The following is a 21,002-nucleotide window of genomic DNA, read 5'->3' as shown; positions in this document are numbered from 1 at the left end:
GGTGGCTCCCACTCATAGCGGCGGCTCCAGTCGCGCGATCCTGCGCAGTGCCCGCGGCGTGAACCTCGACATGAGGTAGGCCCCGCGCGCCTCCGGCGTCACCGGAACCACGGCCTCACCGCGCACCACCGCCCGCAGGATCGCGTCGGCGACCTTCTCCGGCGGATAGTTCCGCAGCCCGTACAGCCGCGCCGACTTCTTCTGGCGCCGCTTCTCCTCCTCGGCGTCGACCCCGGCGAAGTGGGCGGTCGAGGTGATGTTGGTGTTGACGAGGCCGGGGCAGATCGCGGTGACGCCGATGCCCTGGCCGGCCAGCTCCGCACGCAGGCACTCGCTCAGCATGAGTACGGCTGCCTTGGAGGTGCTGTAGGCGGGCAGCGCCTTGGAGGGCTGGTACGCCGCCGCTGACGCGGTGTTGACGATGTGGCCGCCCTGCCCGCGCTCGGCCATCTGCTTCCCGAACAGGCGGCAGCCGTGGATGACGCCCCACAGGTTGACGTCGAGGACCTTCTTCCAGTCCTCCGGCGTGGTGTCGAAGAAGGACCCCGACAGTCCGATCCCGGCGTTGTTCACCAGGACGTCCACCACGCCGTACTCGGTGGCGACCTTCTCGGCGAGCTTCTCCATGGCCTGCTCGTCGGAGACGTCGACCGTCTCCGCCCAGGCCGCGGGGGCGCCGATCAGACGGGACATCTCGGCGGTGCGGGACGCGGCCTCGGCGTCCCGGTCGACGGCCACCACGCGCGCGCCGGCCTCGGCGAACGCGTACGCCGTCGCCCGCCCGATGCCGCTGCCGGCGCCGGTGACCAGGACGAGCTGCCCGCCGAAGCGGTCTGCGTACTTCCCGGTCGCCGTCACGCAGTCCGGCCGCCCGCCTTCCACGGATGTCACGAACTCCGTGATCCAGGCCACGAGTTGGTCGGGGCGGGTGCGCGGGATCCAGTGCTTCGCCGGGAGGGTGCGCCGGGTCAACTGCGGAACCCACTGCTCCAGTTCGTCGTAGAGCTTCTCCGACAGGAAGGCGTCGTCGAGCGGCGTGATGAGCTGTACGGGCGCGTGCGCGTACGCGTCCGTGCGCGGACGGCGCATCCGGGAGCGGACGTTGTCGCGGTACAGCCATGCCCCGTGCGCCGCGTCGGTCGGCAGTGACGAGGTCGGATAGCCGCCGCCGGGCACCTTCTCGAAGCGCTCCAGCAGCCTCGGCCAGTGCTTGCCGAGGGGGCCGCGCCAGGCCAGTTCGGGCAGCACGGGTGTGTGCAGCAGATAGACGTACCAGGACTTGGCGCCCTGGCCGAGGAGTTGGCCGACCCGGCGCGGGGTGGGGCGCTTGATCCGGTTGCTGATCCAGTGTCCGAAGTGGTCCAGGGACGGGCCGGACATGGACGTGAAGGAGGCGATCCGGCCCTCGGTGCGCTTGACGGTGGCGAACTCCCAGGACTGCACCGAGCCCCAGTCGTGCCCCACCAGATGCACGGGCCGGTCCGGGCTGACCGCGTCCGCGACGGCCAGGAAGTCGTCCGTCAGCTTCTCCAGCGTGAAGCCGCCCCGCAGCGGCTTCGGTGCCGTCGAGCGGCCGTGGCCCCGGACGTCGTACAGCACGACATGGAAGCGGTCGGCCAGCCGCGGCGCGACCTCGGACCACACCTCCTTGCTGTCCGGATAGCCGTGCACGAGGATCACCGTCGGCTGCCCGGGGTCGCCCAGCTCGGCGACGCACAGCTCGACCCCGCCGGTCCGCACCCGGCGCTCACGCGCGCTCTGAAGAGTCACCGGCACCGTCACTTCTCCTCCGCCCAACGCCGCACATGCGGCAGATCGTCGTCCAGCCAGAAGGCGCTCTCCTCGGGGTCCACGGAGTCGGTGACGACCAGGATCTCCTCGAACTTCGCGCCCGTCCCCCGAAAGCCCAGGTGGGGTTCGACAGCCCACAGGCCCGGCTGCGGCGGGTGGTCGGAGAAGCGGTACGGCGACCACAGCGGGGACCAGCCCTCGCGGTGCCCGTGCAGCGCGTCGCTCGCCAGGCCCTTCAGGGACTGGGCGCCGAACCCGAACACATGCGCCGACCAACGGTGCCGCTCGACCCTGTCGACCTTGTGCGCGATCACGCCGAAGGGATAGGCGCGGTGCCGGTTGGCGTAGCCCTGGCGGACCATGAGCCGGTCCACGTCCTCGTAGATCTCCCGCAGCGGCCGCCGCTCGCGCACCTGGCGCAGGATCAGCTCGCGATGCGCCTCCAGGTCGGCCATCAGCTTGTCCTGTACGGGGTTGATGCCGAGTGAGCCCGAGTAGCCGATGTCGGCCGTGTAGCCGTCGTACACCGGGGCCATGTCCAGGATGAACGGCATCCCGGGCTCCAGTCGGCGGTTGGTGGGGAAGAACTGCAGCGGGATGCGGAAGTTCACGAACGCCGTGCGATCCCCGAACCAGGCGAAGGGGAGATGGAACCAGTCCCGCACACCGCGCTCACGCAGCCACTCGCGCTGCATACGCGCCGCCTCGCGCTCGGTGATGCCCGGCTCCAGCCGCGCCGCGACGGCCTCCGCGCACTCGTACGCCAGTCGCTGGACCTGCCTGAACCCACGCAATTCCGCGGAATCCGCACGGAGTTCGCCTGTCACTGCCGTAGTCATGCCACCGCCCCACTTGTCCACACTGACTGCGGTACGTGCCCGTAACTTGACACTGGTGAATGTGACAGTTGTTAGAGGCTGCGTCAATAGGCGGGTCTCGGGCTGTGGAAAACCACGCCGATGTGGAAAACCAGGGTCGCGTTGTTCGACTCAGGGGTGACCCCTAGGGCCCCGTAGTCCTGGAGTCTGACCCCGATACAGCTCTGCGGGGTGACGACCGGCGTGGTCCGTGTCACTACCTTCGAAGCGTGACTGTGATCGCGACCGAAAGCCTGAGCAAGCGGTTCCCCAGGGTGACCGCGCTTGACCGGCTCTCCGTGGACGTCGGGCCCGGTGTGACCGGACTCGTCGGAGCCAATGGAGCCGGCAAGTCCACACTGATCAAGATCCTGCTGGGTCTGTCCCCCGCCACCGAGGGCCGCGCCGCCGTGCTCGGCCTCGATGTCGCCACCAAGGGCGGTGCCATCCGCGAGCGCGTCGGATACATGCCGGAGCACGACTGTCTGCCGCCCGACGTCTCGGCCACCGAGTTCGTCGTGCACATGGCCCGCATGTCCGGCCTGCCCCCCGCCGCCGCGCGCGAGCGCACCGCGGACACGCTGCGCCACGTCGGTCTCTATGAGGAGCGCTATCGCCCCATCGGGGGCTACTCGACCGGCATGAAGCAGCGCGTGAAGCTGGCGCAGGCCCTGGTGCACGACCCGCAGCTGGTCTTCCTGGACGAGCCGACCAACGGCCTCGACCCGGTCGGCCGCGACGAGATGCTCGGCCTCATCCGCCGCATCCACACCGACTTCGGCATCTCGGTCCTGGTCACCTCGCATCTCCTGGGCGAACTGGAGCGCACCTGCGACCACGTCGTCGTCATCGACGGCGGCAAGCTCCTGCGCTCCAGCTCCACCACCGACTTCACCCAGACCACGACGACCCTCGCCATCGAGGTCACCGACACCGACGACCACCCGGACGGCACCCGCGCGGTGCGCGAGGCGCTCCACGCGCGCGGGGTGGACGTTCTCGACGGCAGCGGCGGCCTCCCGGGCGCCGGGCACATCCTGCTGCTCACCGCGCAGGGCGACGAGACCTACGACCTGGTGCGCGACGTGGTCGCCGACCTCGGCCTCGGCCTGGTGCGCATGGAACAGCGCCGGCACCACATCTCGGAGGTCTTCACCGACAGCGAGCACAGCAGCGAAGCACAGCGGAAGGAGGCGGTCGGCCATGGCGGTTGAGCAGCCCCTGCAGACACCTGTCACCCAGCCGGGTGACCAGACCCGTATCCACAACATCGGCTACCGCAGCTACGACGGCCCCCGTCTCGGCCGCTCCTACGCCACCCGTTCCCTCTACTCGCAGTCCCTGCGCGGCGCCTACGGCCTCGGCCGCTCGGTGAAGTCCAAGGTGCTGCCGATGCTGCTGTTCGTGGTGATGTGCGTGCCCGCGGCCATCATGGTCGCCGTCGCGGTCGCCACCAAGGCGAACGACCTGCCCGTCGACTACACCCGCTACGCGATCGTCATGCAGGCCGTCATCAGCCTGTACGTCGCCTCGCAGGCGCCCCAGTCCGTCTCCCGCGACCTGCGCTTCAAGACCGTACCGCTGTACTTCTCGCGGCCCATCGAGACCGCCGACTACGTACGGGCCAAGTTCGCCGCGCTGGCCTCCGCGCTGTTCATCCTCACTGCGGCCCCGCTGCTCGTGCTCTACGTGGGTGCGCTGCTGGCCAAGCTCGACTTCGCCGACCAGACCAAGGGATTCGCACAGGGACTCGTCTCCGTGGCACTGCTCTCGCTGCTCTTCGCCGGCCTCGGCCTGGTCATCGCGTCGGTCACCCCGCGCCGCGGCTTCGGCATCGCGGCCGTGATCGCCGTACTGACCATCTCCTACGGCGCGGTGTCCACCCTCCAGGCCATCGCCGACGCCCAGTCCCTCGGCGACGACGGGGGCAGCAGCGGGGCCATCGCCTGGATCGGCCTCTTCTCGCCGGTCACGCTCATCGACGGCGTGCAGTCCGCCTTCCTGGGCGCGAGCTCCGCGTTCCCCGGCGGGGTGGGCCCGAGCAACGGCGAAGGCGTCCTCTACGTCCTTGTCACCCTCGGCCTGATCGCCGCGAGTTACGGCCTCCTCATGCGCCGCTACCGAAAGGTCGGACTGTGACCACGCTCTCCATCGACCACGTCTCCCGCTGGTTCGGCAACGTGGTCGCCGTCAACGACATCACCATGACGATCGGCCCCGGCGTCACCGGCCTCCTCGGCCCCAACGGCGCCGGGAAGTCCACCCTCATCAACATGATGGGCGGCTTCCTGGCCCCCTCCACCGGCACCGTCACCCTCGACGGCCGGCCGGTCTGGCGCAACGAGGCCATCTACAAGCACATCGGCATCGTCCCCGAGCGCGAAGCGATGTACGACTTCCTCACCGGCCGCGAATTCGTCGTCGCCAACGCCGAGTTGCACGGCCTGGGCGCCAAGGCCGCCCAAAAGGCCCTGGCCACGGTCGAGATGGAGTACGCGCAGGACCGAAAGATCTCCACGTACTCCAAGGGCATGCGCCAGCGCGTGAAGATGGCGAGCGCCCTAGTCCACAACCCCTCGCTGCTCCTGCTCGACGAGCCCTTCAACGGCATGGACCCACGCCAGCGCATGCAGCTCATGGACCTGCTGCGGCGCATGGGCGACGAGGGCCGCACCGTGCTGTTCTCCTCCCACATCCTCGAAGAGGTCGAGCAACTCGCCTGGCACATCGAGGTGGTCGTCGCCGGGCGGCACGCGGCCAGCGGCGACTTCCGCAAGATCCGCCGCCTGATGACCGACCGCCCGCACCGCTACCTGGTGCGCTCCAGCGACGACCGCACCCTCGCGGCCGCGCTGATCGCCGACCCGTCGACGTCCGGGATCGAGGTCGACCTGGCCGAGGGCGCGTTGCACATCCAGGCCGTCGACTTCGGCCGCTTCACGGCCCTGCTGCCGAGGGTGGCACGCGAACACGGCGTCCGCCTGCTCACGGTCTCGCCGTCCGACGAGTCCCTCGAGTCCGTCTTCTCGTATCTCGTCGCGGCGTAGGAGGCCGAAAGATGTACGACCCCACAGTCGCCCGGCTCACCTACCGAGCACTGCTCGGCCGCCGCCGGGCCCTCATCCTGGGCGCGTTGCCGCTGCTGCTCATCGCGGTCTCCGTGGTGGTGCGCGCTCTCGCCGGAGCCGACGACCAGACCGCGTCGGACCTGCTCGGCGGGCTTGCGCTCGCCCCCATGGTGCCGATCATCGGTGTCATCGCCGGGACCGGCGCGATCGGGCCCGAGATCGACGACGGCTCGGTGGTGTATCTGCTGTCCAAGCCGGTGAAACGGTCGACGATCATCTTCACCAAGCTGATCGTGGCGATCGCCGTGACGATGGTGTTCTCGGCGCTGCCCACCTTCATCGCCGGGTTCATCCTGAACGGCAACGGCCAGCAGATCGCCGTCGCCTACACGGTGGCCGCGCTGGTCGCCTCCATCGCCTACGCCGCACTCTTCCTGCTGCTCGGGACCGTGTCCCGGCACGCGGTGGTCTTCGGGCTCGTCTACGCGCTCGTCTGGGAGGCCCTGTTCGGCTCCCTGGTATCGGGGGCGCGCACGCTGAGCGTCCAGCAGTGGGCGCTGGCGGTGGCGCAGAAGGTCGCCGGCGGGGAGATGGTGACGTCGGACGTCTCACTGCCCACGGCAACCGTGCTGTTGGCCGTCGTCACCGTGCTCGCGACCTGGTACGCAGGACAGAAACTGCGGTCGCTGACGCTCGCCGGTGAGGAGTGACTCGCCGGTGGGGAGTGTGACTCGCTGGTGATGAGTGAACGCCGGGAGACGAGTTCTCCGGTGAGAAATAAAGAGTTGGGCCCCTGACCGGGCCCGCTCTTGACGGGCGCTTCACCTCTGCCCGGGCACACTGGGCAGAGGGGGATGTACTGCACGAACTGGAGGACGGGGATGGCAGGCGGGACGTCGCAGCACGAGGGTCGCGAACAGTCCGGGGACGACACCTGGGACAACCTGGTCCTGGACGACGACTTCATACGCGCGGCCGACACCTCGGAACCGTCCGCCCGCGCCCGCATGCTGGCCGCGCGCTGGCGCCGCGAGAAGCCCGAACCGCAGCCGTGGCGCTCCGACGAGCCGCCTGCCGGGTGGTTCTTCAGCAAGGGGCGCCGACGCAAGTGGCGCCGCCGTTAAGGGGCGTGCGGCGCCTCACCGGGGCCTTTAATCAGTGGCACCCAACTCGCCGTACAGGCACAGTGGTTGTGTCCACACCGCCGGACGACGAGTTCGGCGCCACGTTCTGGGAGAGGAGTTCGACGATGCCCATGCACGGCAGTACGTCGAGCTCCCGACAGGGCAGCCGGCGGCGGACTCCGGAGTAATCGCTACCCCTCCGACGAGTCCGCACCGCACGGGGAGCTGCCCGGGGCGGCCGCTTCGAGCACGCGATGTCGCTCTCGCGTGGGTCGCCCACCCGGAGGATTGGCCGAGTGGTAAGGCACTGGCTTGCTAAGCCAAGGTCGGGTCTGAAAAGCCCGCGCACGTTCGATTCGTGCATCCTCCGCGAGACGTTTCCACTGGAGCTTGGCCGGTTTGCAGGGCTTGAGCTCTCTTGAAAAGGCACCCGGTGCTGCAGGCCGTGGGCACGGTTGCCGCGGCTTGGCGGGAGCTGAGCGCCCGCATGTATGTCGGCGCCGGTGTCCCGCCGACCTCAGCCCAGCAACCGCTCCAGCACCACCGCGATCCCGTCCTCCTCATGGGAGGCCGTCACCTCGTCCGCCACCGCCTTGAGCTCCTCGTGGGCGTTGGCCATGGCCACTCCACGCGCTGCCCAGGCGAACATCGGGATGTCGTTGGGCATGTCGCCGAAGGCGATCGTGTCCGCCGCCTTCATACCCAGGCGGCGGGCGGCCAGAGACAGGCCCGTGGCCTTGGACAGGCCCAGCGGTAGCAGCTCGACGATGCCCTCGCCCGCCATGGCCACCGTGACGAAGCCGCCGGCGGCTTGGCGGGCGGCCTCGGCCAGCTCGTCGTCCGAGAGGTTCGGATGCTGTAGGTAGATCTTGTTCAGCGGGGCGCTCCACAGATCCGCCGCGTCCGTGAACGGGGTCGCCGGGAGCGTGCCCGTGACCGCGTAGCCGGGCCCGACCAGGACGTCGCCGTCCAGGCCGTCGCGGCTCGCCGCCAGGAACAGCGGGCCGACCTCCGCCTCGATCTTGGCCAGCGCCACACCCGCCAGCTGTCGGTCCAGCGTCACCGACGTCAGCAGGCGGTGCTCGCCGGCGTCGTACACCTGGGCGCCCTGACCGCAGACGGCGAGGCCCTCGTAGCCGAGGTCGTCGAGGATGTGGCGCGTCCAGGGGACCGCGCGGCCCGTCACGACGATGTGCGCGGCGCCCGCCGCGGTGGCCGCGGCGAGGGCGTCACGGGTGCGCCGCGAGATCGACTCGTCGGAGCGCAGGAGCGTTCCGTCGAGGTCGGTCGCGATCAGCTTGTACGGAAAGCCCCCGGACAACTCGCCGGAGGCCTCGCCAACGGCCCTGCTCACTTGGCCACCGGCTCCAGGACTTCCCGGCCGCCCAGGTACGGGCGCAGCACCTCGGGAACCCGGACGGAGCCGTCGGCCTGCTGGTGGTTCTCCAGGATCGCCACGATCGTGCGCGGTACGGCGCACAGCGTGCCGTTGAGCGTCGCCAGCGGCTGCACCTTCTTGCCGTCACGCATGCGGACGGACAGCCGGCGCGCCTGGAAGCCGTCGCAGTTGGAGGCCGAGGTCAGCTCGCGGTACTTGCCCTGGGTCGGGATCCACGCCTCGCAGTCGAACTTGCGGGACGCCGACGCGCCCAGGTCGCCCGAGGCCACGTCGATGACCTGGAAGGGCAGCTCAAGACCGGTGAGCCACTGCTTCTCCCACTCCAGGAGCCGCTTGTGCTCGTTCTCCGCGTCCTCGGGGGCGACGTACGAGAACATCTCGACCTTGTCGAACTGGTGCACGCGGAAGATGCCGCGGGTGTCCTTGCCGTACGTGCCGGCCTCGCGGCGGAAGCAGGGTGAGAAGCCCGCGTAGCGCAGCGGCAGCTTGTCGGCGTCGAGGATCTCGTCCATGTGGTACGCGGCGAGCGGGACCTCGGAGGTGCCGACCAGGTAGTAGTCGTCCTTCTCCAGGTGGTAGACGTTCTCCGCGGCCTGGCCGAGGAAGCCGGTGCCCTCCATGGCGCGCGGGCGGACCAGCGCCGGGGTGAGCATCGGGATGAAACCGGCCTCGGTGGCCTGGGCGATCGCCGCGTTGACCAGCGCCAGTTCCAGCAGGGCGCCGACGCCGGTGAGGTAGTAGAAGCGCGAGCCGGACACCTTGGCGCCGCGCTCGACGTCGATGGCGCCCAGCGCCTCGCCGAGCTCCAGGTGGTCCTTGGGCTCGAAGCCCTCGGCGCCGAAGTCGCGGATGGTGCCGTGCGTCTCCAGGACGACGAAGTCCTCCTCGCCGCCGACCGGGACGTCGGGGTGCACGAGGTTGCCGAGCTGGAGCAGGAGGCGCTTGGTCTCCTCGTCGGCCTCGTGCTGCTCCGCATCGGCCGCCTTGACGTCGGCGGCGAGCTGGCCGGTCTTCTTCAGCAGCTCGGCCTTCTCGTCGCCGGAGGCCTTGGGGATGAGCTTGCCGAGCGACTTCTGCTCGGAACGCAGCTCGTCGAAGCGGACGCCGGACGACCTGCGCCGCTCGTCGGCAGACAGGAGGGCGTCGACGAGCGCGACGTCCTCTCCACGGGCGCGCTGCGAGGCGCGCACTCGGTCAGGGTCCTCACGGAGCAGGCGAAGGTCAATCACGCGCTCAAGGCTACCGGGGCGGGGTGACAGCCCACGACTCGCTATTCCGAACCACGGCTTACGTTCCGTTGGGGATGAATTGCGAGGTGTGTCAATAAAGGGCGTCTCACTCCCTGGAACGGGGCAGGCGCGGGGCGGCCGGTTGACCCGATTCCCTTGTGGGGAACGGGATTTGGATCGCGGTTGTCCACAGGGATCCCCAGCCGGGGAAGAGTTATCCACAGGGTGTGTGGATGGACTGTGGACGTCGGAATTGATCACTCCGCAATGTGCCGAGCAGGTCGAGGATTCCCAGGGCAAACCCTATCCATCCGCACTTTCGAGTGGAAAGCGGTCGCCCCAAAGGATTGCCCAAAGGAAAAGAGTGGACGAAGGGTGACTTGCGCGATGGTGGACACCGAGGTGGCTCGGAGAGTGATTTGTCGACAGCCCCACCCTTGCTTGTCGACTTGTCCCCAGGTCGAGAAGAGTACCTGTGGATAACGCCTGTGGATAACGACAATAAGCTGGTAGTACTGGCGAGAAGCCTGTGCGGGAGCCGGTCACGAACCGACCGTCACAGGGCCGGTCCAAGCTCTCGTCATAGCAACCTCAGCACGCACAGCACGCACAGCACGCACAGGCCCTACGGGCCGTACGGGCGGTACGGGCCGCTCAGAACCGCCCGTCCTGGCACCGCGCCACCCAGTCCGCCGCCGACACGAACGCCTCGTCCGACGTCCCCTGGCGCGGCGTCCGCACATCCCCCGGCTCGATGTCCGCGCGCGGATACGAGCCCAGGTACCGCACCTCCAGGCAGATCCGCTTCAGCCCCATCAGCGCCTCCGCCACCCGGCGGTCCGAGATGTGCCCCTCGGCATCGATGCAGAAGCAGTAGTTGCCGATGCCCGCACCGGTGGGCCGGGACTGCAGCAGCATCAGGTTGATGCCGCGCGTGGCGAACTCGCCCAGGAGGTCGCGCAGCCCGCCGGGATGGTCGTCGCGCTGCCACAGGACGACGGACGTCTTGTCCGCGCCGCTCGGCGCCGCGGGCCGGGCCGGCCGGCCCACCAGCACGAACCGCGTCTGGGCGTTCTCCGCGTCGTGGATCCCGGTCTCCAGGGCCTCCAGGCCGTACCGGGCGGCCGCGAACTCGCCCGCGAAGGCGGCGTCGTACTGGCCCTCCTGGACCAGACGCGCGGCGTCCGCGTTCGAGGCGGCCGACTCCCAGTGGGCGTCCGGGAGGTTCTTCTTCAGCCAGTTGCGCACCTGCGGCTGGGCGGCCGGGTGGGCGGAGACCGTCTTGATGTCCGACAGCTTGGTGCCGGGCCTGACCAGCAGCGCGAAGGTGATCGACAGCAGCACCTCGCGGTAGATCATCAGCGGCTTGCCCGCGACCAGCTCGTCGAGCGTGGTCGTGATCCCGCCCTCGACGGAGTTCTCGATCGGTACGAACGCGGCCTCGGCCTCGCCGAGGCGCACCGCGTCGAGCGCGGACTGTACGGACACGTACGGGATCAGCTCCCGGGTCGCGGCCTCGGGAAGCGTGCGCAGGGCGACCTCGGTGAAGGTGCCCTCGGGGCCGAGATAGGCATAGCTCGCTGGCATGACCTCACCCTAATGGGCCTTGCGAAACGCGGTGGACATATCTCATCCGGCCACGCCAAGGGGGATCCGGACGCGGCTCACGGGATGTACCGAGCCCAGCCCGGCTCATGGGATGTGCCGAGCCCAGCCGGCTCACCCGTGCCCCGGCTCATGCCTGCCCCCGCTCGCCCCTGCCCAGCCCGGCTCCCCCCGTGCCCTGCCTGCCCCGCCCCTCGCCCCCCCGCGTCACCCCTCCAGCAACCGCTGCCCCACGTACTCGCCCTCCGCCGCCCCACCCGGCACCGCGAACAGCCCGCTCGCCTCGTGCCGGATGAACTTCGACAGTGCGTCGCCGCGGTCGAGCTTGCGCTGGACGGTGACGAAGCCGCGCAGTGGGTCGGCCTGCCAGCAGATGAACAGCAGCCCCGCGTCGGGCACCCCGTCCGCGTCGATGCCGTCGTGGTACGAGAAGGGGCGCCGCAGCATGGCCGCGCCACCGTTCTGGTCGGGCCGGGTGATGCGCGCGTGGGCGTTGAGGGGGACGACCAGGTTCCCTGCCTTGTCCGTCTTCTCCAGGTCCATCTCGGTCGTCTCGGTGCCCCCGGACAGCGGCGCCCCGTCGGACTTGCGGCGCCCGATGACGTCCTCCTGCTCCTTGACCGAGAGCTGCTCCCAGTCGTCGAGCAGCATGCGGATGCGGCGTACGACGGCGTAGGAGCCGCCCGCCATCCACGCGGGGTCCTTCGAACCGGACTCCGGCACGAAGATGCGCTCGTCGAAGTCGGCCTGCGTCGGCTTCGGATTACGCGTGCCGTCCATCTGGCCCATCAGGTTGCGCGCCGTCATCGGGTGCGCGGTGGCCCCCGGCGACCGGTTGAAGCCGTTCATCTGCCACCGCACCTTGGCGGCCTGGCCGGCGTCCTTCTGGATCGCGCGCAGGGCGTGGAAGGCGACCAGGGCGTCATTGGCGCCGATCTGCACCCACAGGTCGCCGTTGCTGCGCGCCTTGTCGAGCCGGTCGGAGGAGAAGTCGGGCAGCGGGTCCAGGGAGACCGGGCGCTGCTTCTCCAGGCCGGTTCGCGCGAAGAAGCTGTGCCCGAAGCCGAAGGTGATCGTCAGGGACGACGGCCCGGCGTCCCGGGCCACGTCGGTGTCGTCCTGCTTGGCCGTCTCGCCCGCCATCAGCCGTCGTGCCGTCTCCGACCAACGGCGCAGCAATGCCGCCGCCTCCTTACGGCCCGCGCCCGCCGTCAGGTCGAAGGCGACGACGTGGCCGCGTGCCTGGAGCGGCTGGAGGATGCCGGGCTGATGTTTCCCGTGAAACATCACCTGCTCGGCGCCCAGCGAGGTGAGCGGTGTCGCCTCGGCCGGCCGGGCGGCGTATCCCACGGCCCCGCCGGCCGCACCGAGCACCAGCCCGGTGGCACCGGCGGTTCCGAGCAGCCGCCGCCGCGAGATGCCCTCCTTGGGGGAGGCGCCGTCCTCGACAGAGGCGTTCTCGGAAACGCCGGCATTGAGTGAAACGCCGCCATTAAGTGCCTTCTCGGGGCTGCGGGCCTCTGGAATGGACTGGTCAGCCATGGTGCGGTTCAGCCGATCTGCGCGTTCTTGGAGACGGTGGTCTGGTCGATGTCGGAGGTCCGGACGGTGACGGCGATCTTCCACTCGCCCGCCACGGGGATCTGCACTCCGGTCGCCGACCAGTGTCCGGTGGTGATGTGGTCGGGGACTACGGGCAGCGGACCGATGTCCTGGGACTCGAGGGTGAAGGCGACCTTCACCTCGGGGACGTCGAAGGCGCGGCCGTTGGGCCGCTCCACGTAGACGTGCATCTCGTTGCCGCCCACGCGCGCGGGATCGAGGTCGATCCGTACGACGCCCTTGCCGTCCTCGCCGCCGGTGTCGAAGGACATGTCCAGGGTCAGCGCCCCGGTCGCCGAGGCGTCGGCGGAAGAGGCCGACGTGGCCGCCCTGGCCGCCTCCTCGGTTCGCCCCGGTTCGGTCGACGTCAGCATGGTGGTGACGGCCAGCAGGACGACGGCGACGCCCGCCTCGGCGAGCACCGAGCGGCGCAGTCCGAACCGGTTCGGGTCGGCGTCCCGCTGCTGCTTCTGCCGTGCCGTGTCGATCGCGGCCTGCTGCCGGGCGAGCTGGGCGGCGCGCTGGGAGTCGCTGCCCTTGGAGTCGCTGCCCTTGTCGTCGGCCACGGCGACCGAGGCGCCCTTCTTGCCGGAAGCGGAAGCGGAAGCGGGGGTGGAGGTGGTGGCCCGCGCGGTGGCGTGCTCCCGCTCGCCCTCGACAGCCTCGCCCTCGCCCTCCACATCCTCCTCGACCGTGTCCGCCGTACCCGTACCCGTACCCGTACCCGAGCCCGCCCCCTTCTCGCCCTCAGCCGCGTCCTTCGCCTCCCGCCGCTGCTCCACGACGGCATCCGCCAGCCGTGCCGTCCACCGCCGCGAGATCCACGCGATCCCGACCAGCAGCACCACGAGCCCGATCTTGACCAGCAGCAACTGCCCGTACCGCGTCCCGGTGAACGCCGACCACGATCCGAGCTGGCGCCACGACTGGTAGATCCCGGTCGCGACCAGCGCGAGCACGCTGCCGAAGGCGACGCGTGAGAACCGCCGTACCGCGGAGGCGTCGACCGGTGTGTCCGCGGGCGCCCGGTAGAGCGCCACGAGCAGTGCGGCGAGCCCGCCGAGCCAGCCGGCGACGGCCAGCAGATGGACGACGTCGACCGGCATCGCGATCCCGGCCTGGAGCCCGGTCGAGGCGTGCTCGGACATCGCCCAGCTCGCCGCGAGCCCCGCCGCCACCACGGTCCCGCCGATCGCGAGCCCGAAGGTCAGGTCCTGCTTCTCCTCTTCCTCACGCTTGTCGTACGCCCCGAACAGCACGGCGATGAACAGCGCCGCGGCGGCGAGCAGCAGCAGCCGGGAGACCAGCGCCGCGCCCGTCTTGGTCTGCAGCACCTGCCCCAGCAGGTCCAGGTCGAAGATGTCGCCGACCTTGCCGGTGCTGGTGTACGAGCCGCGCAGGAGGAGCAGCCCGAGCGTGGCGGCGGTCAGTGCCAGCCAGCCGGAGACGACGAGCCGCTGGAGCGGCCGCACGCCCGTCCCGCGCTGCCAGCAGGCGAGCACGAAGGCGGCGGCGCCGACCATGACGGTGAAGCCGGCGTACGACACGTACCGCCCGAACCCGTAGAGCGCGCCGACGATCCCGCCGCCCGCCGTCTGGCCGGAGACGGAGACGGTGGTCTGGGAGGGGGCGCCGATGGAGAAGGTGTAGGCGCCGGCGACGGGATGGCTGTCCTCGGACACCACCTGGTAGGTGACGGTGTAGGTGCCGTCGGGCAGGCCGCTGTGGAGTTTCACGGCGTACGTGGTGCCGCTGAGGTTGGCCGGGTCGCCGCGGTCGATGCGCTGGCCCTTGGGGTCGAGCACGCGCAGGGAGTCGTCGGACAGGGCGACCTTCTCGGAGAAGGACAGCGAGATCTGCGTCGGGGCCTTGTCGACCACCGCCCCCTGCTGGGGGTCGCTGCCGGTCAGCGCGGCGTGCGCGGAGACCGGCCCGGCGCCGGCGAGCAGAAGGCCGGTGGCGGCCAGGAGCAGCAGCACCAGGGTCCGGACGCGGGGGGCGATGGTCTGGGTCAAGGCGATCTCTCCCTCAGTGTCCGGTCTTCGGGTTGTACGTCGCGGACTTCACCGGTATCTCAACCGTCACCGTGCCGGACTCGGCGAAGTGGAGCTGCACGCTCACCTTCTCGCCCTGCTCGGGCTTGCGCTTCAGCTTCTCGAACATCAGGTGGTTGCCGCCGCTCTTGAACACGAGCTGACCGCGCGCGGGGACGTCGATGTCCTTGACCTCCTGCATCGACGATCCGACGGTCTCGTGGGCGGTCACGTCGCCGACGTCACTGGTGACGGAGGTCAACTCGTCCTTCGTGCCGCCCTTGTTCGTGATCGTCAGGAAGCCGGCCGCCATGGAGTCCGAGACGGGCTGCGGCATGTAGGCGCCGCTGACGGACAGTTCCGCCTTTGAGCCGGCTTGGGAGTCAGCCTGGGAGTCGGCCTGGATGTCCTCGGAGCCGCAGCCCGCCAGGACCAGGGCCCCGGTCAGTACCGCGACGGGTGCGACGAGACGCCTCACGGCTTCTCCCCCTTGATGAGCTTGGGGAGGTCCTTGGTGTAGTCGTCGACGGTGGCGTCCTCGGTGTAGAGGACGTACCCGGCGTCGGTCTTCGGCGAGAACGCGACGACCTGGGTGCCGTGGGTGGAGACCATCTTGCCGTTCTTGTCCTTGTGCGGCGGCTCGATGCTGATGCCGAGGGTGCGGGCGCCGGCCTGGATGGTGTCGAAGTCGCCGGTCAGGCCGACGACCTGCGAGTCGATGCCCTTGAGCCACTTGCCGAGCGCGGACGCGGTGTCGCGCTCCGGGTCCGTGGTGACGAACACGACGCGCAGCTCGTCCTGCTGCGCCTTGGACAGCTGCTTCTTGGCGACGGCGACGTTGTTCATCGTCAGCGGGCAGACGTCGGGGCAGTTGGTGTAGCCGAAGTAGATCAGCGTGGGCTTGCCCTGGGTCTCCTTGCGGAGGTCGTACTTCTTGCCGTTCGTGTCGGTGAGGACCAGGTCGGGCTTCTCGAACGGCTTGTCGAGGACGATGGCGGCCTTGTCCGACCCGGCCTCCTCGGAGACCACGGTGACGGGCTGGGCGCTGTCGTCACCGTTGCCGCAGGCGGAGAGGGTCAGGGTGGCGGCGGCGGCGAGCAGGGCGGCCGCGGCGAAGGTCTTCTTACGCATGGCAAGTCTTCTTACGCATAGAAAAATGTCCCAGTGGTGAGAGATCCGGCGCGCACCGGGGTGTGTGCCCCGGCGCGCGCCGTGAACCTAAGGTGCGTCAGCCGTCGGTGCGCCGACGGCCGGCGATCACGCCGTACGCCACACCCAGCGCGCCGACGACGATGCCGACCACGCCCAGGACGCGGGCGGTGGTGTCGCTGCTGTCGGCGGGCTCGGCGGCGGTCTTCGCGGAGGCGGCCTCGGCGTCGTCGGAGGCGGAGGCCTTGTCGGACGACGACGAGCCGTGGTGGCCGTCCTCGGCGGCGGACAGTTCGAGCACCGGGGCTGGGTTGTCCGGCTCCTCCTGGCCGTCCTGCGGGACCTCGATCCAGCGCACGACCTCCTTGTTGGAGTACGTCTGGATCGCCTTGAAGACCAGTTCGTCCGCGTCCTCGGGGAGCTGGCCGACGGAGACCGGGAACTTCTGGAAGAAGCCCGCCTTGATGCCGTCGCCGGTGGCCGTCCAGGTGATCTTGGTGACGGCCTCGGAGATCTTCTCACCGTGCATCTCGATCGGCTTGTCCAGCTTGGACTTGGTGACCTTGATGTCCCAGCCGTTGATCGCCTCCGGCATCGCCGAGGCCAGCGGGTGGTCGGTCGGGAAGTTGACCTCGAGCTTGGTGGTCTCGGCGTTGTCGCGCTCGTTCGGCACCTTGAAGTCGACGACCGCGTAACCGCCCTTGGCGGCGGTGCCCTCCGGCTGCACGCTGACGTGGGCGAAGGCGGGGACGGACAGGGCGAGCACGGCCGTGCCGGCGAGGGCGCAGGCGGCGGCGATGCGAGAGGCCTTCATTCGGAGCACTCCACTGTGGGTGAGATTCGAGATTCCGGTGGTGAAGAGGAGTACGCGTGCGCGGGGGTGCCCGATCAGGCGGGAAAGCAGCGGGAAAGGCAGAACGAAGCTGTCCCTCGATCGGAAACTCGGGCACGCGCGCGTGCCGCACGACGGCGGCCCCTCGTCCCCACGTCAGTGGAGTGGTGGTCGCGTCGTGTCAGGCGGTGAGGACGAGGTCGGTGGCCGGCGGGCCGCGCCTGACCACCGTGTGCTGGAGTGCGAGGGTGCGGGGCTCGGACGGGCCGATCCATCCGGCGCACTGGATGCGCGGGCCCGCCTCGGGCGCGCCCGGCAGCCCGGCACGCAGCGCACGCACCAGCGCGAGCGCCCCGCGCAGGGATCGTACGGACGCCCCCTCGGCGACCGAGTGCGCCGACAGCGCGGACATCTGGACGATCCGCAGCAGGGCCAGGTCCCCGCGCCGCAGCAGCCACCCCGCGACGACCGCCGCGAGAACGTGGGCGAGCACCATGGGCAGGGACGGCAGCAGCGAAGCGCCGGAGTCGGTGGCGGAGTCCGTGACGGTGGACAGCGCGTGTGTCGAGGGGTGTGAGGCATGCGCCCCGGTGGCCGGTCCGGTGGCCGGGCCGATCCGCGCCTCGGTGAGGATCTGCTGGGCCCGGGCCGGGCTGATGGCCGCCGTGGCGGTCCCGCAGACGAGCCGCACCGCCTGCGCCACGAGCGCGGCGTCGGACAGGGAGGCGGAAGCGGAGGAGGCCCCGGTGGCCGCCCCGCCACTCGCCCCGTGCTGACCGAGCCCGAACAGCGTGTGCAGGACGGTCTGGCCGGCCGCGAGCAGCACCGCGATCCCGGGCAGCGAACGCTCGCGTCCCGCGAGCGGCACCGTGACCAGAAGAACTCCGAGGAACCCCGCGCCCAGCGTCCACAGCGGGATCGTGGCGCAGGAGCCCAGTACGTGCCCCACCGCGGCCAGCACGACACAGACCGCGGCGAACACCGCGGCCCGCAGTATCCGGAGATCACTTCCGGAGCGCGCCGTGCGCGGGTGGGGGGCAGACATGGCGGCCTCATCATCGCACTGGCCTCATGGCCGCCATGCGGCAGGTCCGCAAGGTGACTTACGGGCGGTTGAGGACGTATGAGGAGACAGAGGAGGTAGGAGCTGTAGGACCGGAAGATCACCTTCTGGTGTAGGTCGCACCCACATACACCGATTCCATAGTGGGCGCATCGACCATATGGGCGGCATCACGTCAATGAAGTGCTTACAGCGGGGCACTCGCGGCAATACGTAACGGTATGTCGAGCCGCGGCCAGGAGGCTGGAGCATGAGCATCTGGTGGTCACTCCATCTGCGGCGGGAAGCCGCGAGCGTGCCGCTCGCCCGGCGGTTGCTGATCGGCACGATGGAGACCGCGGGCGTCGACCCCGATGTGTCGTACGACCTCTCCGTCGCCCTCACCGAGGCCTGCGCGAACGCCGTCGAGCACGGCGGCGACACCGCGCCCGACGGCTCCCCCCAGGCCTACCGCGTCACGGCCTACCTCGACGGGGAGAAGTGCCACATCGAGGTCACCGACTCGGGCCCCGGCTTCACCGCCCCGTCCCGCGGCCCGCGCCCGGCGGCCACCGACGCCGAACACGGCCGAGGGCTCTGTCTCATCGAGGAACTCGCCGACCACGTCCAGATCGGCAACAAGCCGGGCCGGGCCGGGGCGGTGGTGAGCTTCGACAAGATCCTCAAGTGGCGCGAGGACGCCCCGCTGGTGGCGGTGTAGCACGCCTCCCGTGGGCGACCGTCACCCCATCGCGTCCCACGAGAGCGGCCCGCACCCCGCACCGGCGTCAACCGCCGCAGGCAGCGCGGATCCTGTAGAACTCGCTCAGATACCTCGCGTGATAGGACGCGCTGCTGATCCGCACGATCGCCTCGTCGGCCGAGCGTAGGGACGACCCCGTCAAATTGGCGCTGCCCGTGTAGACGCGCGGGGTGAGGTCGCCGTTGTAGTAGCCGTCGAGCAGGATCTGCTTGTTGTGCGGGCGGACGTCGATTCCGGGGCCGTTGGGAATGCGGCATCCGCGGTGCTGGATGCCGGCGGCGTTCAGCCGGCTGGTGATCACGGAGTCGCTGTCGGCGTAGACGATGTCGATCCAGCAGCCCCGGCCGCGCAACTGGGCCAGTTTGTCGGCGACCTGGCGGCGGGAGCCGAAGAAGCTGTGCGTCACGATGCGGATGTCGGTCTGGTGCCGCAGGCCGTCCGCGCCGGTGTAGGCGCAGCTGACCTCGTTCAGCACGTTGACGACCGTGTCCGTGGCCGGGTTGTTGTACGACGCGTCACCTCGCGGGAAGAAGTAGCCGCGGTAGGTCGAGCCGGTCGGCGTGGAGAAGTAGGCGTTGTTGTTGCCGCGTGCCAGGGTGCGCCCCTGGCGGAGCTGCTCGTGGTACGAGGCGTAGGCGTTGTAGACCGTGCTGTCCGTGAAGGTGACGGCGTCGTTGAAGGACTCCACCTTGTACCAGTCGGAGAGGTTCGAGGAGGTCTGGAAGACGACCCTCGAGTAGCTGGTGCCGTCGTCGAAGGGCCCGATCCTCGAGAAGAGGAAGAACTTGTTGTGGTTGTAGGCCGGTTGGGGCGGCGCCACGGCCAGGCAGCCGCGCTGGACGTCGTCCACCCCGTCGGCGTCCTCGAACCTGTCGTCGCAGACGACGACCCAGGAGCGGGCGGCGGTGCTGGTTCCGAGTACGGCCCTGAGGGACCGGTAGGCCGGGTTGGCGAACTCGGCGCCGTCAGGGCCCACATAGGTCGAGTCGTCGAGGATGAGCCTGACGTCGACACCGCGCCCATGGGCGGCGATCAGCGCGTTCGCGACCTCCTGGTCGGCGAACTCGTGCATCGAGCCGCGGATCTGCGCCCCGGTCGGCGTCGCGTCGATCAGCCGCACGAGCTGGGTGAAGATCGCCTTCCGCTGCGCCGCGGTGCCCAGCGGGTCGTTGAACACGGGCCCGTTGACGACCGGCTTCGTCAGTGCGGCGGCCGGTGTCGCACCGCCCAGGAGGAGCGCGGACACCACGGACAGGACGGTGGCGACGGCGGGCAGCACCGAACGGAGCAACCGCGCTGGGTTCTGGCGTACGGACGAACGGGTCATCGTCTTCGCTCTCCTGGGCAGGGAAGATCGCGGAAGCGATCAGTTCTCTTTGCCCGGGAAGGCGATAAAACCACCGGAAGATACGCATTCGGGGCAATCGCTGAGCTCTACGGGTGACCCACCCACCAACGGCCGACGAGGGCTGCGGACTTCAGCTTCCTCAGGACTCACAGCCCCCGCACAGCGCCATCTCAAGCTCCTGACGGACGGCGTCCCTAATTTCCCGGTCATGACGGGAAACCACAAGGACAAGTCGATCACCCGGCGCCGCGCGATCGCGGTGACCGGAGGAACGCTCGCGGCGGGCGGGCTCGCCGTAGCCGGCTATCAGACGGCCTTCGCCGACGCGGGCACCACCGCGACGGACGCCGCGACGACGGCCACCACCACCACCGCCTCGGAGAGCGCGGGCAGCTGCATGACGCTGATGTCGAGCGTCACCGAAGGCCCCTACTACCTCGACAACGCCCTGGTCAGAAAGGACATCACCGAGGGCAAGAGCGGCGTCCCGCTGACACTGCGCCTCACCGTCGTCGACGCCACCGACGGCTGCACCCCGGTCTCCGGCGCGGCCGTGGAGATCTGGCACTGCGACGCCTGGGGCTACTACTCCGGCTACACCACGGCCAACCCCGGCGGCTCCGCGCCCGCCGAGAGCGAGGACGGCTCGACCGCCGACGACAACACCTATCTGCGGGGCTATCAGGTCGCGAACGCAGGCGGGGTCGTCAAGTTCGAGACGATCTTCCCGGGCTGGTACACCCCGCGCACCTGCCACATCCACCTCAAGGTGCACACCGGCGGCCAGAAGGAGGACGGCACCTACGAGGGCGGCAAGGTCAACTACACCGGCCAGCTGTTCTTCGCGGACGACATCGCCGAGGAGATCTTCACGCTGGAGCCCTACTCGAAGCACTCCGGCAGCTACACCACCCTCGACAACGACATGGTCTACGACGGCGGCGGCGCCTCCAGCGGCCTGCTCACCCTCAAGGCCGTGCACAAGAAGGACCCCTCCAAGGGCTACAAGGGCTTCCTGACCCTCGGCATCGACCCGGACGCCGAGAACACCGGCGCGGGCAGCGGCGGCGGTGGCGGCGAGGGCGGTACGCCGCCGAGCGACGCGCCCACGGGCACCCCGCCCAGCGACGCCCCGTCGGTCTCGGCCTCCTCCTAGGGGG

The 21,002-nt window shown here is 69.8% G+C and carries 19 protein-coding genes and 1 tRNA gene; 8 read left to right on the top strand and 12 right to left on the bottom strand.

Annotated features, from left to right (window positions below):
• Positions 1–12 precede the first annotated feature (12 nt).
• Entirely contained in the window at positions 13–1,770 is a 1,758-nt protein-coding gene (locus AB5J49_RS23600) for an SDR family oxidoreductase (RefSeq protein WP_369170601.1), read from the bottom strand.
• Positions 1,771–1,778: 8 nt separating this feature from the next.
• Complete coding sequence (locus AB5J49_RS23595) at positions 1,779–2,630, bottom strand: M24 family metallopeptidase (protein WP_369170600.1); 852 nt, start codon at positions 2,628–2,630, stop codon at positions 1,779–1,781.
• A 254-nt stretch (positions 2,631–2,884) separates the two neighbouring features.
• On the opposite strand from AB5J49_RS23595, the gene AB5J49_RS23590 reads away from it, so the two are divergent.
• From AB5J49_RS23590 to AB5J49_RS23565, 6 genes are all read left to right on the top strand, one after another.
• Entirely contained in the window at positions 2,885–3,862 is a 978-nt protein-coding gene (locus tag AB5J49_RS23590; protein WP_369175232.1) for an ABC transporter ATP-binding protein, read from the top strand.
• Positions 3,852–4,787: an ABC transporter permease gene (locus tag AB5J49_RS23585; RefSeq protein WP_369170599.1), complete on the top strand. Its 936-nt coding sequence runs from the start codon at positions 3,852–3,854 to the stop codon at positions 4,785–4,787. The genes AB5J49_RS23590 and AB5J49_RS23585 overlap by 11 nt, the downstream gene beginning before the upstream one ends.
• On the top strand, positions 4,784–5,695 hold the full coding sequence (locus AB5J49_RS23580) for an ABC transporter ATP-binding protein (protein WP_369170598.1): 912 nt from the start codon (positions 4,784–4,786) through the stop codon (positions 5,693–5,695). The genes AB5J49_RS23585 and AB5J49_RS23580 overlap by 4 nt, the downstream gene beginning before the upstream one ends.
• An 11-nt stretch (positions 5,696–5,706) precedes the next feature.
• Positions 5,707–6,426 carry an ABC transporter permease subunit gene (locus AB5J49_RS23575; protein WP_369170597.1) on the top strand — a complete coding sequence of 240 codons (720 nt, stop codon included), beginning with the start codon at positions 5,707–5,709 and terminating at the stop codon, positions 6,424–6,426.
• A 171-nt stretch (positions 6,427–6,597) separates the two neighbouring features.
• On the top strand, positions 6,598–6,840 hold the full coding sequence (locus AB5J49_RS23570) for a hypothetical protein (RefSeq protein ID WP_369170596.1): 243 nt from the start codon (positions 6,598–6,600) through the stop codon (positions 6,838–6,840).
• A gap of 282 nt (positions 6,841–7,122) precedes the next feature.
• Positions 7,123–7,210 (top strand) — tRNA-Ser (locus tag AB5J49_RS23565).
• Between the two features lie 147 nt (positions 7,211–7,357).
• On the opposite strand, the gene AB5J49_RS23560 is transcribed toward AB5J49_RS23565, so the two are convergent.
• The 9 genes from AB5J49_RS23560 to AB5J49_RS23520 form a co-directional block, all read right to left on the bottom strand.
• Positions 7,358–8,161 (bottom strand): HAD family hydrolase, encoded by an 804-nt coding sequence (locus tag AB5J49_RS23560; protein WP_369175231.1) that lies wholly within the window; start codon positions 8,159–8,161, stop codon positions 7,358–7,360.
• Between the two features lie 29 nt (positions 8,162–8,190).
• Complete coding sequence (gene serS / locus AB5J49_RS23555; protein ID WP_369170595.1) at positions 8,191–9,468, bottom strand: serine--tRNA ligase; 1,278 nt, start codon at positions 9,466–9,468, stop codon at positions 8,191–8,193.
• 654 nt (positions 9,469–10,122) lie between these two features.
• Positions 10,123–11,055, bottom strand: a complete 933-nt coding sequence (gene pheA, locus AB5J49_RS23550) for a prephenate dehydratase (RefSeq protein WP_369170594.1) — start codon at positions 11,053–11,055, stop codon at positions 10,123–10,125.
• Positions 11,056–11,280: 225 nt separating this feature from the next.
• Positions 11,281–12,615 carry an iron uptake transporter deferrochelatase/peroxidase subunit gene (gene efeB, locus AB5J49_RS23545; RefSeq protein ID WP_369170593.1) on the bottom strand — a complete coding sequence of 445 codons (1,335 nt, stop codon included), beginning with the start codon at positions 12,613–12,615 and terminating at the stop codon, positions 11,281–11,283.
• Positions 12,616–12,623: 8 nt separating this feature from the next.
• Positions 12,624–14,690: a copper resistance CopC/CopD family protein gene (locus tag AB5J49_RS23540; protein ID WP_369170592.1), complete on the bottom strand. Its 2,067-nt coding sequence runs from the start codon at positions 14,688–14,690 to the stop codon at positions 12,624–12,626.
• 13 nt (positions 14,691–14,703) lie between these two features.
• The gene (locus AB5J49_RS23535; RefSeq protein WP_369170591.1) at positions 14,704–15,186 is read right to left on the bottom strand and encodes a copper chaperone PCu(A)C; all 483 of its coding nucleotides are present in this window, start codon (positions 15,184–15,186) and stop codon (positions 14,704–14,706) included.
• A complete protein-coding gene (locus AB5J49_RS23530; RefSeq protein ID WP_369170590.1) occupies positions 15,183–15,839 on the bottom strand; it encodes an SCO family protein in 657 nt (218 codons plus the stop codon). Before AB5J49_RS23530 ends, AB5J49_RS23535 begins: the two co-directional genes overlap by 4 nt.
• A gap of 97 nt (positions 15,840–15,936) precedes the next feature.
• The gene (locus tag AB5J49_RS23525; protein WP_369170589.1) at positions 15,937–16,671 is read right to left on the bottom strand and encodes a YcnI family protein; all 735 of its coding nucleotides are present in this window, start codon (positions 16,669–16,671) and stop codon (positions 15,937–15,939) included.
• Positions 16,672–16,870: 199 nt separating this feature from the next.
• Positions 16,871–17,734 carry a hypothetical protein gene (locus AB5J49_RS23520; RefSeq protein WP_369170588.1) on the bottom strand — a complete coding sequence of 288 codons (864 nt, stop codon included), beginning with the start codon at positions 17,732–17,734 and terminating at the stop codon, positions 16,871–16,873.
• 268 nt (positions 17,735–18,002) lie between these two features.
• Between AB5J49_RS23520 and AB5J49_RS23515 the strand changes: the two genes are divergently transcribed.
• Positions 18,003–18,452, top strand: a complete 450-nt coding sequence (locus AB5J49_RS23515; protein ID WP_369170587.1) for an ATP-binding protein — start codon at positions 18,003–18,005, stop codon at positions 18,450–18,452.
• A 67-nt stretch (positions 18,453–18,519) separates the two neighbouring features.
• Here AB5J49_RS23515 and AB5J49_RS23510 read toward each other — a convergent pair whose 3' ends face one another.
• Positions 18,520–19,821 carry a phosphatidylserine/phosphatidylglycerophosphate/cardiolipin synthase family protein gene (locus AB5J49_RS23510; RefSeq protein WP_369170586.1) on the bottom strand — a complete coding sequence of 434 codons (1,302 nt, stop codon included), beginning with the start codon at positions 19,819–19,821 and terminating at the stop codon, positions 18,520–18,522.
• Positions 19,822–20,050: 229 nt separating this feature from the next.
• On the opposite strand from AB5J49_RS23510, the gene AB5J49_RS23505 reads away from it, so the two are divergent.
• Entirely contained in the window at positions 20,051–20,998 is a 948-nt protein-coding gene (locus AB5J49_RS23505) for an intradiol ring-cleavage dioxygenase (protein ID WP_369170585.1), read from the top strand.
• The last annotated feature ends 4 nt before the right edge of the window (positions 20,999–21,002 follow it).

It is taken from the genome of Streptomyces sp. R28, from assembly GCF_041052385.1.
Taxonomy (GTDB): Bacteria; Actinomycetota; Actinomycetes; order Streptomycetales; family Streptomycetaceae; genus Streptomyces.
This window is presented reverse-complemented; position numbering and strand designations above follow the sequence as displayed.